This is a genomic window from Treponema bryantii (assembly GCF_900113965.1).
Taxonomy (GTDB): Bacteria; Spirochaetota; Spirochaetia; order Treponematales; family Treponemataceae; genus Treponema_D; species Treponema_D bryantii_A.
The window spans coordinates 180072-195482 of the sequence record NZ_FORI01000002.1 but is presented as its reverse complement, the minus strand read 5'-3'; the positions used below and the strand labels follow the sequence as shown (position 1 = coordinate 195482).

Below are 15411 nucleotides of genomic sequence, written 5' to 3'. Positions count from 1 at the left end.
AAAGATATCCAGATAACATCACAATTTAAGTTGTAGATAGTTTATCTCTGATGCAGAGTCTTCTCTGCTTTTACATATTCCATATCGTGCTTCATCATAATTTTAACGAGTTCAGGGAAAGTAGTCTTTGTAGGGTTCCAGCCAAGAACAGATTTAGCTTTTGTAGGGTCTCCAAGAAGTGTTTCTACTTCTGCTGGGCGGAAATATTTTGGATCTACTTCAATAAGAACTTCACCAGTTGCCTTATTGTAGCCCTTCTCGTTTACGCCCTCGCCTTTGAATTCAATTTCAATTCCAGCTTCGCGGAAAGCATACTGACAGAACTCACGAACTGAGTGCTGTTCACCTGTTGCAACTACGAAATCATCCGGCTTATCCTGCTGTAAGATCAGCCACATACATTCAACGTAGTCTTTAGCATATCCCCAGTCGCGGAGAGCATTAAGGTTACCAAGATAAAGTTTTTTCTGAAGTCCTTGTGCAATGCGGCTTGCTGCAAGAGTAATCTTACGTGTTACGAAAGTTTCACCTCGACGCTCAGATTCATGGTTGAACAAAATTCCATTTGAACAGAACATACCATAAGATTCACGGTAGTTCTTCATAATCCAGAAACCGTACATCTTAGCAACTGCATATGGTGAACGTGGATAGAATGGAGTTGTCTCCTTCTGAGGAACTTCCTGTACAAGACCAAAAAGTTCAGAAGTAGAAGCCTGGTAAATGCGGCAGGTCTTTTCCATTCCAAGGAAGTGAACTGCTTCGAGAATGCGGAGAACACCAGTTGCGTCACAGTCTGCAGTATATTCTGGAACTTCGAATGAAACCTGAACATGGCTTTGTGCACCAAGGTTGTAAATTTCTGTAGGTTTAATTTCGCGAATCAAGCGTATAAGGCTTTCTGAGTCTGTAAGATCTCCATAGTGGAGCTGAACCTTGCGAGCCTTATGCATATCTTCAATTGCTGTATCAAGATAAAGATGTTCAATACGACCGGTATTGAAAGATGATGAGCGGCGGATAATTCCATGTACTTCATATCCTTTCTCAAGCAAAAATTCTGCAAGGAAAGAGCCGTCCTGTCCGGTAATTCCTGTTATTAATGCAACATTCATTGTTTTATCTCCATTAATTAATTTACAAATAAAATTATATAATATTTTAAATAAAAATAAAAGAAAGCTTTTATTTCTTATCTATTTCTCAAATAATGTTCATACATATAATCTTCAAAAGTTTCATCAGTGACTGTTTTTTGATTTTTTTTATGTAAGCGATTATTAATTGTAAAAGGAGCTGTTCCTAACATATAACCGCCGTGGATTGAATCTTTTTTGTAATATGAAGTATTAAAAACTATTTTCTCTTGTGAATATTTTTTTTGAAGATATTTTGCAAAATTATATTGAAACAGCTGATTTCCCAAACCGCCTTTTATATTTACTACAAACATATTAATTATTATAGCAGTTTACTCTAGCGTTTTCAAACCCTTAGTTAAATTGTCACAACCCCAACATTATGCTATTATAAACAAAAGATAATCAGGACTTTTTAATGTTTTACAGTATTATTATTCTGCCTATTGAAACTATAATCGACTGGGTATTTACTTTCTGTTTTAATAAACTTTCCTCTTTTGGCATTATTTCTTGTATTGTAGGTGTAAGTCTTGTAATCAATTTTCTTGCCCTCCCTATTTATAATCTTGCAGACAAGCTTCAGGCTAAAGAAAGGGACATTGCCTTAAAGTTGGCCCCTAATGTAAAACGTATTAAAACAGCCTTTAAGGGCGACGAGCAGTTTATGATTTTGCAGACTTATTATAAACAGAATCATTACCACCCTCTTTATGCTCTCCGCAGTTCACTTTCAATTTTAATTGAAATCCCCTTTTTTATTGCGGCTTACCACTATTTGAGTCATTGTGAAAAACTGCTAGGTACCAGCTTCTGGATTTTCAAAAATCTTGCAGCCCCGGATCATATTTTTTCTTTTACTCTTGCAGGTCACCTTTTTTATATAAACATTCTCCCGATTTTAATGACCCTTATTAATTTTTTCTCTGGAATTGTTTATTCAAAAAATGCCCCCATAAAGGAAAAGTTTCAGATTTATGGTATCGGCCTTGTTTTCCTTGCCCTCCTCTATAATTCTCCAAGCGGCCTTGTAATTTACTGGATTTTGAATAACCTTTTCAGCCTTGTAAAAAACATTGTGCTTAAGACTAAAGCGCCGGGCCTTATCACTTTTGGCTTTATAAGCTTGATGTTTGCCCTGCTGACTTTTTATTTCTGGGCCTTCCAGCCGGAAACTTCTTTATGGAAAAAAGAAGCATTAACTGTATTAACTATTTTACTAATTCTCTCGCCGTTTGCGATTCGTCTTATTAAAAAGCACTGCACTAAGCTGCTAGCCTCAATTGATTGCGTTATTAATTCTTTGGATTCAAAAAAACAGTTTACTGTATTTATTTTGTCTGCTCTTTCTTTAAGTCTTTTGATGGGTCTTTACCTTCCTTCCGGAATTATATCTACCAGCCCTGTTGAGTTTTCTTTCTTGGGCTCTATTGATTCTCCTTTTTATTATATTAAAGATTCCCTTTACATGTTCCTGGGGCTTTTTGTTTTCTGGCCTTGCTGTATCTACTTTATGTTCAGCCAGAAGATTAAACAGTACATGCCTTTTGTTTTTATCACCCTGCTGATTTTTGTTCTGGGAAATGTATTTATTTTTAAGCCTGAATACGGAAACTTGAATCCCGCTTTTGAATTTTCTGATAATTCTATTTTTACTGATATTCCAAAATATTATACTCTGCTTTCTGCTTTAATTATTGTTCTGGTACCTGTCGCATTTTTCCTTTTGATTAAGTTCAGAAAGACTTTTGTTCTTTCTGTTATTCTTGCATCTTTGTTGCTTTCAGAAATAGTGATTTCTGCAACAAAACTTAAAACAATTAATAATATTTATTCTTCATATCAGACAGAATATTATTCGCAAAAATCTGATATTGAAACTGAACAAATAAAGCCTATATACCATCTTTCAAAAACTGGTAACAATGTTCTGGTTTTCTTTTTAGACAGAGCTGTATCTTCTTTCTTCCCTTATGTTCTTGAACAGCACTCTGAGCTTCAGAATCAGTTTAAAGGCTTTACCTATTTCCCTAATACTTTAAGTTTTGGCCGCAATACTTTGAACGGCCTTCCTCCAATTACCGGCAGTTATGAATATACTCCGGATAAAATCAACCTGCGTGACGGCGAATTATTAAAAGACAAACATAACGAAGCTTTGAAAGTTATGCCAAAACTTTTCCTTGATGCAGGTTATTCTGTTACTGTTGTAAATCCTTCTATGGCAAATTACAGCTGGGGAAATGATCTTTCTATTTATTCGGATATGCCATCTGTAACTGCCTTGAATCTTACCGGCAATTTTACTGAGCGTTATAAAGCAGAAAAAAATATTAAAAACCTTTCCGGAGACCCGGGCGTCCTTTGCAATAAGCAGATTAAAAACTTTTCTATTTTGCAGGGTATGTTCCCGCCTGTAAGAATTATTTTTTATAATACTATTAAATCTGATTCTTCTCTGGCAGGCTCTTTTGTAAATGACGCAAGCCAGCTTTACTATCTGGATCAGCTTACAGATTCTAATGGTTCAGAAAATAATTTTGTCTATATCGGAAACGATACTCCTCATGACCCGATTTTCCTGGATGCCTCGCTTGAAAGACCTTCTGAACCTGTATGGGAAACTGCAGGTAACTACAAATGCCATGACACAAATGTCCTTCAGGATTACGATGTAAATGCGGCCGCCATTCTTCTGCTTGGAAGATATTTTGAATATCTGCAGAAAAATGATTTATACAATAACACAAAAATTATTGTAGTTTCAGACCATGCTTATTATCATCATTATTCTGCTTTTGATTCTTTCAGCGATGCTACAGTGCCTTCCGCATATAACTGTCTGCTTTTATATAAAGATTTTAATTCTGATTCTGCAGTAAAAACTGACAACACCTTAATGACAAATGCTGATACTTTATACCTTCTTAAAGACGGGCTGGCGCTCTCTGATGTAAATCCATATACAGGAAAAGCCCTGATTCCAGATACCAAACAAAGTGTAAAAGTTTATCCTCTTTCCAAAAATAATGGAAATAACCCGACCTTCAATCTTAATGAAACTCAGTTTAAGTTTGACACTCCATGCTGGGAAATAAAAGAAAATATTTTTGATCCGGCCAACTGGAAATCATTTAATTACTACCAGGAGGCAGGAAAATAATGGTACAGATACTCTACCTCTTAATAATCTACCCCCTCTACCAGATAATCGAATTCTGCTATACCCTGAGCGAAGGCATTTTACGCAGCCCCGGTCTTGCCATTGCGGGCGTTAGCCTTGCTGTAAGTTTTCTCTGCCTTCCTCTCTACGTAATTGCGGAGCGCTGGCAGGAAACTGAGCGCCAGACTCAGGCCCGCCTTAAGCCTGGCATTGACCGTATTAAGAAAGCCTTTAAGGGCGATGAACAGTATATGATTCTTTCCACTTTTTACCGGCAGAATCATTACCACCCTATGATGGCCCTTCGTTCTTCCATCAGCCTTTTGATTCAGATTCCTTTTTTTATTGCGGCTTACCAGTTTTTAAGTAAGCTGCCTGCTCTCCAGGGCCGCTCTTTCTTTTTTATCCGTGACCTTGGAGGCCAGGACGCCCTTTTCCATATTGGGAGCTTCCCGGTAAATGTGCTGCCGGTTGCAATGACTGTAATAAACATCATCGCGGGCGCCATCTATACTAAGGGCCACCCCCTCAAGGAAAAGCTTCAGATTTATATAATGGCCCTCTTTTTCCTTGTTTTTCTCTATACTTCTCCAAGTGGCCTTGTTTTTTACTGGACTCTTAATAACCTTTTTAGCCTTGTAAAAAATGTTTTTTATAAATTGAAGAAGCCCCTGCGAGCTCTTTATTTCTGCCTGCTTGCGGGAGTAATTCTTGCAGATATTTATCTGATTTTCTTCCACGACGGTTTTATTTACCGCCGCCTTTCTGTGGTTGCTGCCCTCTGCGTTATTCCGCTTGCCCCTCTTTTTGTCCGCCTGGCAACCTGGCTTCTTAATACAAAGCTTTCTGCCTTCGCAGACGACGACCGCCAGCGCAATCTGATTTTTTATACTTCTGCTGCTGCCCTTGCGGTGCTTCTTGGTTTTGCCCTGCCTTCTTATGTTATTTCTTCTTCTCCAATGGAGTTTTCTTTTATTGATGATTATGCTTCTCCTTTTTACTTTCTGCGCTATGCCTTTTTTCAGTCGGCTGGGCTCTTTTTAGTATGGGGAGCTGCTATTTATAACCTTTTTGGAAAACGCATTAAGACTCTGATGTCTGTGGGCTTTTCTGCCCTTCTTTTGTGTGCCCTGGTAAATGCCTTTGCCTTTGGCGGAGACTACGGCACAATTTCTACAATTCTGACTTTTACAAATGCGGGTGGAATCAGCCCAAGCAAGCTTTTTGCTCTGGGCAATTTGCTCTGCTGTGGGGTGGTTATTGCTCTGCTTCTGGCCTTGCTGATTTTGAAAAAGCCTCAGGTGGTCACTTTTATTTGCAGCATAACTCTTATTGCGAGCCTTGGTATCTGCGTAATTAATTCCTTGCCTATAAGCCGAGGCTATAAGGAAGCAAAAGAGCTAAAGGCTACAGGTAACCAGGCTGATTCACTCAAGCCGATTTTTAATCTTTCTAAAACAGAAAAAAATGTTCTGGTCATTATGGAAGACCGGGCTTTAGGAACTACCTTCCCTTACATTCTCGAAGAAAATCCTGGCCTCAAAAATCAGTTTGAAGGCTTTACCTTTTACCCTAATACTGCTTCTTTTGCAGTCTTTACCTTGTATGGTGCTCCTCCGATTTACGGCGGCTATGAATATACTCCGGAAGCCATGAACCGCCGCGACAGCGAGGCCCTTGTAGACAAGCACAACGAAGCCTGCCGCATGATGCCGGTTCTCTTTGACCAGAACGGCTTTACTTCTACAGTAACTGATATCTCCTGGGCAAATTATGTCTGGATTCCAGACCTCCGCATATTTGATGATTATCCTAAGATTAAAAAGGCTCCTACTATCAGAGTCTATACTGATTACTGGCTTAAAAACCACCCGGATGTAAAGGGCTTTTTGCCACAGAGCTTCTATCTCAAGAGAAACTTTTTCTGGTTCTCTATCTTTAAGATTATGCCGGCAATTCTCCGCGAAACTATTTATGACGAAGGCCATTGGTGGCAGGCCGGCAATAAAGATAACTTCATATCTGATTTCTTAAATTCCTATGCCGTACTGGACTACCTGCCCGAGCTTACCGACACTTCCGCCGAGGGACCAACCTTTACTCTCCTTGTAAATGAGGCTACCCATGAGCCGGTTTTGACTGGTTATCCTAATTACGATTTGAGCAGTGACGCTATTGGTCCTGGCCCACTTGATGATGATCCTCATTTTAATTCCAATTCTTCTGCCTTCTACCGTCTTGGTGAATATATGGAGTATCTCAAACAGGCCGGAGTTTACGACAATACCAGAATCATTATTGTTGCAGACCATGGCGGAACTTGTAAATATGATGAGATTACCGGTAATTCAGGCTGGACTTCAAATAATCCGCTTTTGCTCTATAAAGATTTTGGCGCCCAGGGCGAGCTTGCTGTTGATGAAACTTTTATGACCAATGCCGACACTCCTCTTCTGGCAACTCAGAGCCTTATTGAAAATGCCGCAAATCCTTTTACCGGCAAACTTTTAACTGAATCTGTTAATAAAGACAAAGTCTACTCTGCCTACGGAGCCTGGAATCCGGATGGGCAGCATAAAAATACTTTCAAAGTTACTGCCTGGAGCTCTGTGCATGACAGGGTAAATGACTCTTCCTGCTGGGCACATGAGATTCCAGATGGCATGACGGAGGAAAAATAATGCTTTCAAATATGACACTTACATTTTTATACATCGACCCGGGAACGGGCTCAATGCTTTTTTCTATCCTCATTGGCGCTGCCGCAACCCTCTTCTTTTTGGGCAAGGCTGCCTGGATTAAGCTCAAGCTTGTTTTTTCGACAAAAAAAAGCACCCCCACTGACGTAGCCTTCAAAAAATATGTGATTTATAATGAAGGCCTCCAGTACTGGAATACCTTTAAGCCTGTCTGCGACGAGTTTGAACGCCGCGGCATCGAGCTTACTTACTACACCTCTGCCCAGACCGACCCCTGTTTTGAAGCAGGCTACAAGTTTGTAAAACCAGAGTTCATTGGCGAAGGAAACATGGCCTTTGTAAAGCTTAATATGCTCTCTGCCGGCCTTGTTCTTATGACAACCCCGGGACTTCAGGTATATCAGCTTAAGCGAAGTAAACATGTAAAGCATTATGCCCATGTTCTTCACGCCCCAAGTGACGCTACCATGTACCGCCTCTTTGGAATTGATTATTTTGATTCAGTCCTTCTTTCGGGAGACTATCAGAAAACTGATATCCGCTACCTCGAAGCCCAGCGCGGCATTAAGAAAAAGGAACTTACAGTTGTTGGCTGCCCTTATCTTGATACCCTCAAAGAAAAAATGGCTGCAATACCTGCTGAGACCGACCACACCTTCACTGTACTTGTTTCACCAAGCTGGGGTCCAAGCGCCCTTCTTTCTAAATACGGCGAAAAACTTCTGGATCCTCTTCTTGCTACCGGCTGGAACATCATCGTGCGTCCTCATCCTCAGTCTAAAAAATCTGAAAAAGACATGCTGGACCGCCTGACCGAGCGTTACAAGGACGCCGCAAACCTTACCTGGGACTACGAGCGGGACAATATCTATTCAATGAAAAAATCAGATATCATGATTTCTGATTTCTCCGGCATTATTTACGACTACACCTTCCTCTGCGACAAGCCTGTTATGTACGTAAATGCCCAGCTGGATTTAATGCCATACGACGCTTATGATCTGCCAGACAACGGCAGAAAAATCTGGCAATTTGAAACCCTTTCTAAAATTGGAATTGAACTTAAAGAAGAAAAGTTTGATAATATAAAAGAAATCATTCAGAAAGCAAGCGACAGCGAAGAACTGGCCGCCCTCCGCCACAAGGCTAAAGAAGAGGCCTGGGCAAATCAGGGTACTGCCGGGAAAGCCATCGCCGACTTTATGATTAAAACTATAGGAGAATAATATGCAGGCATTAATGCTGGCCGCTGGAATGGGCAAACGCCTTGGCCGATATACAAAAAACGCAACTAAATGTATGGTTCCTGTAAACGGAAAAACCTTGATTGAATATGCAATTGAAGCTCTTGTAAAGAACGGCATCAAGAAAATGGTTATTGTCGTTGGCTACAAAAGCGATGTTTTGATTGATTTTATAAATTCCAAATTCAACAAAAAGAATCTTAACGGAATGGAAATTGAATTTATTGAAAACAAGGTTTATGACAAAACCAACAATATCTATTCTCTTTACATGGCACGCGAAGCCCTCTGCCAGGACGACACAATTCTTTTGGAAAGTGATTTGATTTTCAAGCCGGAAATCATTACAAAACTCCTGAAATCTAAAGATCCAAACCTTGCAGTAGTTTCTCACTTTGAAAGCTGGATGGACGGAACCTGTACTCTCCTTGACGAAGAAAATCATATTACCGGTATCCTCGACAAAGCTCATTTCAACTGGTTTGAAACCGAAGATTACTATAAAACAGTAAATATTTATAAATTCTCAAAAGAGTTTTCTAAAGATTACTATGTTCCCTTCCTCGAAGCATATCAGAAGTCTTTCGGAAAGAACGAATATTATGAACAGGTTCTCAAAGTTCTTTCTTTTCTTTCATCTTCTACACTCAAAGGACTACCAGTTCCTGGTGATGACTGGTACGAAATTGATGATCCTGCAGATCTTGCAATTGCTGAAACACGTTTCTCTAAAGGCAAAGATAAACTCAAGCTCCTTCAGAAAACTTACGGAGGCTACTGGCGTTACCCTCAGCTCAAAGATTACTGCTATCTCGTAAATCCATATTTCCCACCACAGAAAATGGTTGATGAACTTGAAGCAAATATTAAAACTCTTCTTACTCAGTACCCAAGTGGTGCCGCACAGATGAGCCTTCTTGCCGGAAAAATCTTTAATCTTCTTCCAGAACACATTGTTGTTGGTAACGGTGCAGCAGAACTCATTTCTTCACTTGGCGATAAACTCACTGGAAAAGTTGCAGTTCCTTACCCTACCTTCAACGAATATCCTGAGCGTTTTGCAAACTGCCAGATTGTACCTGTAAAGACAAATCCAAAAGATTTTTCTTATACAGCAAAAGACATTCTTGAAGTCGTAAAAAAAGAAGGAGTAAACACTGTTCTTCTTATCAATCCTGATAATCCTTCTGGAAATTTCCTTCAGAAAAAAGAAGTCCTTTCTCTCCTTAAGGAACTTCAGCCGTTAAACGTAAAGCTTGTTTTTGATGAATCTTTCATTGATTTTGCTGATAAGGATATCCGCTATACACTTCTTAATGAAGAAATCTTAAACGAATATGATAATCTGATTGTTGTAAAATCAATCAGTAAGAGTTATGGTGTTCCAGGCCTTCGTCTTGGTGTACTTGCATCTTCAAACAGCGACTACATCAATCTTATCAAAAAGACTAATGCCATCTGGAATATCAATTCCTTTGGTGAATACTATCTTCAGATTTATGAGAAGTACAGCAAGACTTATGCTTCTGCCTGCGATTCAATTGCAGAAGAGCGAGCCCGCTTTATCAAAGAGCTTTCAAAAATCAAAGGACTTAAGGTTTATCCAAGCCAGGCAAACTTCCTGCTCTGCCGTCTCACAGGCAACATGACTTCCGACAAACTTGCCGTAACTCTTCTTGAAAAATGCAATATTTTCATCAAAGACCTTACAGGCAAAAAGTGCTTTGAAGAGCCAAAATATATTCGTCTTGCTATCCGCGATAAAGAAGACAACGACATTTTGATTGAAACTCTCAAAACAATTCTAGCTGGTAAATGATTATAGACGATAACAATAATTTGATATAAAATAGAAGTTATGACTACAAGTGAATTTGAGACACATATAAAAAAACTTTATCCTCAGACAAGTTCTTTTATTTCAGGAATGGCACTCTTTTTTGTAGATGCACTTGTACTTATTCTTTGTATTGGGCTTGGATTTTTTATTGTAAATTTATTTGCACCAGACTCAATTAACTTTAAGTCATTTATTAACTATTCGATTTATATCCCATTAATTCTTCTTTTCTTTGGTTGTATCGGTTTATATCCAGGAATAATGAATTCGCCTACAGATGAAGTTAGAAAGTTCTTTTTCTCTTCATTGTTCAGTTTTATCTCAATTATTTTTAGTCTTATAATTTCAGATGAAAATGAACTTCGTGTTGCAGATCTTCTGATTCAAGACAGCCATAAGCTTCAGCTTGCCATTGCATTCATTATTGCAATTCCACTTTCAACAATTGCCCTACCTGCATTCCGAGAAGCTGCAAAACATTACTTTGGCCGCTTTAAATGGTGGGGAGTTCCAGCTGTTATGTTTACATCTGGCAGCAACGGTAATTTCATTATTGATAAACTCATAAAAAATAAATATCTGGGATACCATCCAGCTGTTATTATTGATTCTGATGCAAAAAAAACAGGCGATTACAAGGGTATTCCGGTTTTCCCTCCAAATGAAGAGCTTTTCAAAACCATCAAAAAGCATAATATTAAACAGGCTCTCATCTGTGATTACCATGGAGATATGAACAAGGTAATGGCTTCATACAGATATACAATTTCTGTTTCGAAAAACCAGACCTTCTTTACTTCTACACAGCAGCTTAAAGATATTGCAGGAATTATTGGATTTGCCTCTATTCACAACCTTACTTTTAAGGGCAACCTGGTTTTAAAGAGAATTATTGATATCTGTGCAATCTTAATTTGTATGCCTCTTCTTCTTCCAATTTTCATTATTCTTTCACTTCTCGTAAAACTTACTTCTCGCGGACCAGTTTTCTATGCTCACAAACGCGTAGGTAAAAATGGACGTGAAATTAAGTGCTGGAAGTTCCGTTCTATGTGTATTAATTCACAGGAGATTCTTGAAGAGATTCTTGCAACAGATCCTGTACGCCGTGCAGAATGGGAAAAGGATCGTAAGTTCCAGGATGACCCGCGTGTTACAAAGTTCGGAAAATTCCTTCGCCGTACAAGTCTTGATGAACTTCCACAGCTCTTTAACATTCTCTTTGGAGATATGAGTCTTGTAGGTCCTCGTCCTGTTACAGAACCTGAACTTGTTAAATACGGAGACTACAAAGATTACGTTCTTTCTGTAGTACCAGGCCTTACTGGTATGTGGCAGGTTTCAGGCCGTTCAGACACAGGTTACGAAGAAAGAATTTCTTTTGATACATATTATATTCAGAACTGGTCAATCTGGCTTGATATCTGGATTCTTATAAAAACGGTATGGGTTGTCATCAACGGTAAAGGTGCCTACTAATGAAAAAATCACTATTTGTTTCTCTTTTTGTTTTACTTCCTTTTCTGCTCTTCTCAGAAGCATATAAAATTACAAATGCAGAATATGATATTAAAGGTGCAGGTTTTAAATTTTTGGGAAAAACCCGTGAATATCCTCTGAACCAGAACTTCCCTCTTGATAAAAAAACAACTTTTGAAAACCGCGAAGCCTTTGATACCTATATTGAAAATTACACTGAAACACTTGTAAGCTCAAGATATTTTGATGAAGTTTCTGTTACTTACGAAGCGCTCCCTTCTGAAACTTCTGGTTTATTAAATGTAACAGTTCTTATAAAACTTCAGGACTCACATCATCTTATTGTAATGCCAATCCCCAAATACAGTTCTAACAGTGGTATATCTCTTAAGTTTAAAGGAAAGGACAGTAACTTTCTTGGTTCACTTAATACCATGAATATTGACATGAATTTAAGATATGATGATGGAATTTTTAAACCAGGCTTTAATTTTAACTTTGATTTACCGTTCAGCATGGGTCCTTTTAATGCTGTTTTTGTAAATGATTATACCATTGATTACCGGCTCGAAGATGATCCTAATAAAACAGGTTTTGAATTTGATACAAAAACTGGTTTAAGTTTATCTATACCTTTTAATCGTGTAAGTCTTTCTTTAGGATTATATCAATATGTTCATAGAAACTTAGACTATAAATACGAAGATGAAGAAAACGATGATGATATATATTTAAGTGAACAGTTTAATATTGGACTCCCTGTAACAATAGCAAACTTAAGCAATTTTACAAGCATTACTTATAGTCCTTCTGTAAATGTTTCTTTCAACTGGGATTTCGATGGAATCAATAAAGAAAAGGATAAAAGCAAAGAACTTTTAGGCCCAGATATTTCTTTTTCTCATTCTATATCTAATGGAAAAGTTAACTGGAATGATAATCTTAGAAAAGGATATGATTTATCTTTAGGAAATTCTTACAGCTATAATTTTGAGAGTAAAGAATTTGTTCCTCAAGTTTCTTTTGAAGGAAAGTTCTTCTGGAATTACCAGGCCAATGATGAAGAAATCTGGAATCATTTTGGAATTAACTCAAGATTGTATGCATTCCATTATTTTGATATTCCTACAAACAATTCTGCGCATACTTATGCTGTAGGTGAACGCCTTCGCGGTATTCTTGATGATGATATTTACTCCCCTACTGGAATTATCCTAAATCTTGATTTACCACACAGCGTATTTACAGCCTACTTCCCTGTAGGAATTTTGAACTTCAACTTTCAGTTCTCGCCATTCTTTGATATGGCTGTAGTTTTTGACAGTAACAATAACAGACCAAGTTATAACAAAACATATTATTGTGGTGGATTTGAATTCCTTGTATATCCTCTGAAATGGTCAAGCTTTACTGTACGTGCAAGCCTTGGTGTTGATTTGAGTAAGAATATATTTGTAGAAGGTCTTAAAAATAATAAAGAAATCTTTATTGGACTTGGAATCGAATATTAATTCAATCTTTCCAGCTGAAGAACTGCGTCTCTCTGCCAGTAAGTTTCTGGTGTATATCTTGCAATGACTCTCAATAATTCACCAGAAAAGTTTTTATATCCTTCTTCTGTTGCATAGCTTGCAAGAATATTAAAACTCTTCCAGGCAGAATTTCGGCTGGCCCATTCAATTACATCATCATAATATGAAGCTTCCTGCATAAAGCCTTCAAGATTCTCATATTCATATACAGAATTTCTGGAATAAAGAATCTCACTTATACGTGTAAAACTTGTAATTGCTGCAAGAGCTGCAAATTCCAAGGCTTTATCATTTCTATGTGCATCATGGTAGTATTCTGCAAGCTGATTATATGCATTTATACAGTTATATGAATCTGCACGATAAAGATTAAAGAATTTTGCCATTGAATCTTTTTTATTAGAAGAGATTGTTCCTTTCATAGAACGTTTTAATGCAGAGTCTCTATAGTTGTTATCTTCTGCAAGAATGTTCATAAGACGGATTTCCATTTTAGGAAGATCCTCTTCAAGTCTGCTTATTTCTGCAAGCATATAAAGAATTTCATATTTTTCATCTGGAATATCAAGAACATCAGCTCTTTCAAGTGCCATAGTGTAATATTCTTCTGCATACTGATATTCGCCTTCCAATTTGTAAATATCACCTATGATTTTATGAGCTTCAGGGAAATCCTTTGAATTATTAAGATATTCAAGAAGATTTGTTACTGAATCTTCGAAATAATCAGTACCTTTCTTTTTAATGTAATATCTGATTATATCAGCAGTTTCTGTTTCCTTACGATTATCAAGTACATTAAGAACTGGAGTAAAATGATCTCCGGCTGCCTGTACACGCTTAGCCGAGAGTGAGTTTTTAACTGTGTTTATCTGATTTTCAATACGCTGTCTGCGATATAAAATCGCATCTTCTGAATATTTTAAAGCCTTTCCATAATCCTGAGCATCCATAGCTTCTATAGCTTTTCTATAAGCTTCAACACTCTGATCTGGTTTTGTAGGTTTATCTGCAGCAAAAAGCGAAAAACATAAAGTAGAAAATAAAACAATTAAAACAGTTTTCTTCATAAACACCCGATGTAATCCCGAACTTATTTCAGGATCTATTACAATGAATTTAATTCTTGCTCAAATACTTTATCGGCATCTTTTGCATCAATCGTTCGTACTATTTTACCCTTTTTGAAAATAATTGCTTTATCTGCAGTACCGGCAATTCCAAGGTCTGCGTGACGTCCTTCTCCGGGTCCATTTACAACACAGCCCATTACTGCTACAGTAATATCCTTATCCATTGCAAGAAGGCGGTTTTGCCAGCGGTCTACAAAAGAATGAACATCAAAACCAATACGGCCACAACGCGGGCAGCTTACCAATTTTACGCCGCCAGCACGTTTTCCGCATTCTTTTAGAATGTTGATTCCTGCCACTACTTCGTTTTCAGGGCTTGATGAAAGGCTTACACGGATTGTGTCTCCTATTCCCTGATTTAGCAGAGTGGAAAATGCTATGCTTGATTTTACAATACCACCGATTAGAGGGCCTGCTTCTGTAACGCCTAAATGCAAAGGATTATTATATTTTTCTGCATAAAACTTATTGCACTGTATAGTTTCGTTAACATCAGAAGACTTCATACTAACTACATACTGGTCAAATTTTAAGTCTTCAAAAATAGCCGCTTCACGGGCAGAGGTTTCGCAAAGCCCCTGAGCACGAGTGATTTTACCGGTAGCAATCTGTTCCTGAAGATCTTTAGGAAGAGAGCCGCTGTTAATTCCAATTCTGATTGCTACTCCCTGCTCCCGGCAGGCTTCGACTACAGTTCGGGTATTTTCTACAGAACCTATATTTCCCGGGTTTATACGTATAGCGGCAACATTACCCTTAAGGCATTCCAGTGCAAGCTTATAATCAAAATGTATATCTGCCACCAGAGGCATAGCAGTGCGTTCTGCAAGCAGGCAAAGTCCCTGGGCACTAGGAATATCAGGAACCGCAAAGCGAACAATGTCACAACCAATCATAGACAAATCGTTGAGTTCGCGTAAAATTCTATCTAATTTATTATTGTCTGTGGCAAGGTCAGTAATTCCTTCTTTCCACATAGTCTGAACAGATACCGGTGCACCGCCACCAATCGCAATACGTTTAGTTACACCCTTTCCACCAAGATAAACAGTTTTCGTAGTCATGTTTTTAATTATACCACAACCCACGTTAAATAAAAAGATTCCCCGGTCAAGCCGGGGAATGACATAGTTTCCATAACCCGCAAAGTGAGCTATGGTGTAATAAGTTAATTATACGATA

The 15411-nt window shown here is 38.2% G+C and carries 10 protein-coding genes; 6 read left to right on the top strand and 4 right to left on the bottom strand.

Annotated features, from left to right (window positions below):
• Positions 1-41: 41 nt before the first annotated feature.
• Complete coding sequence (gmd, locus tag BM161_RS03560) at positions 42-1115, bottom strand: GDP-mannose 4,6-dehydratase (protein WP_074930570.1); 1074 nt, start codon at positions 1113-1115, stop codon at positions 42-44.
• A 77-nt stretch (positions 1116-1192) separates the two neighbouring features.
• Entirely contained in the window at positions 1193-1453 is a 261-nt protein-coding gene (locus BM161_RS03555; RefSeq protein WP_074930569.1) for a hypothetical protein, read from the bottom strand.
• Between the two features lie 104 nt (positions 1454-1557).
• On the opposite strand from BM161_RS03555, the gene BM161_RS03550 reads away from it, so the two are divergent.
• The 6 genes from BM161_RS03550 to BM161_RS03525 are packed head-to-tail and all read left to right on the top strand — an operon-like array spanning position 1558 to position 13075.
• Positions 1558-4302: a YidC/Oxa1 family membrane protein insertase gene (locus BM161_RS03550; RefSeq protein WP_074930568.1), complete on the top strand. Its 2745-nt coding sequence runs from the start codon at positions 1558-1560 to the stop codon at positions 4300-4302.
• Positions 4302-6983: a membrane protein insertase YidC gene (yidC, locus tag BM161_RS03545; protein WP_074930567.1), complete on the top strand. Its 2682-nt coding sequence runs from the start codon at positions 4302-4304 to the stop codon at positions 6981-6983. Before BM161_RS03550 ends, yidC begins: the two co-directional genes overlap by 1 nt.
• On the top strand, positions 6983-8227 hold the full coding sequence (locus tag BM161_RS03540; protein WP_244882663.1) for a CDP-glycerol glycerophosphotransferase family protein: 1245 nt from the start codon (positions 6983-6985) through the stop codon (positions 8225-8227). The genes yidC and BM161_RS03540 overlap by 1 nt, the downstream gene beginning before the upstream one ends.
• Before the next feature lies 1 nt (position 8228).
• A complete protein-coding gene (locus tag BM161_RS03535; RefSeq protein ID WP_074930566.1) occupies positions 8229-10064 on the top strand; it encodes an aminotransferase class I/II-fold pyridoxal phosphate-dependent enzyme in 1836 nt (611 codons plus the stop codon).
• 39 nt (positions 10065-10103) lie between these two features.
• On the top strand, positions 10104-11564 hold the full coding sequence (gene wbaP, locus BM161_RS03530) for an undecaprenyl-phosphate galactose phosphotransferase WbaP (RefSeq protein ID WP_074930565.1): 1461 nt from the start codon (positions 10104-10106) through the stop codon (positions 11562-11564).
• Entirely contained in the window at positions 11564-13075 is a 1512-nt protein-coding gene (locus tag BM161_RS03525) for an outer membrane protein assembly factor (protein WP_074930564.1), read from the top strand. The genes wbaP and BM161_RS03525 overlap by 1 nt, the downstream gene beginning before the upstream one ends.
• On the opposite strand, the gene BM161_RS03520 is transcribed toward BM161_RS03525, so the two are convergent.
• On the bottom strand, positions 13072-14166 hold the full coding sequence (locus BM161_RS03520; RefSeq protein WP_074930563.1) for a tetratricopeptide repeat protein: 1095 nt from the start codon (positions 14164-14166) through the stop codon (positions 13072-13074). The genes BM161_RS03525 and BM161_RS03520 overlap by 4 nt on opposite strands.
• A 38-nt stretch (positions 14167-14204) precedes the next feature.
• Positions 14205-15293 carry a flavodoxin-dependent (E)-4-hydroxy-3-methylbut-2-enyl-diphosphate synthase gene (gene ispG, locus BM161_RS03515; RefSeq protein ID WP_074930562.1) on the bottom strand — a complete coding sequence of 363 codons (1089 nt, stop codon included), beginning with the start codon at positions 15291-15293 and terminating at the stop codon, positions 14205-14207.
• Positions 15294-15411 lie beyond the last annotated feature (118 nt).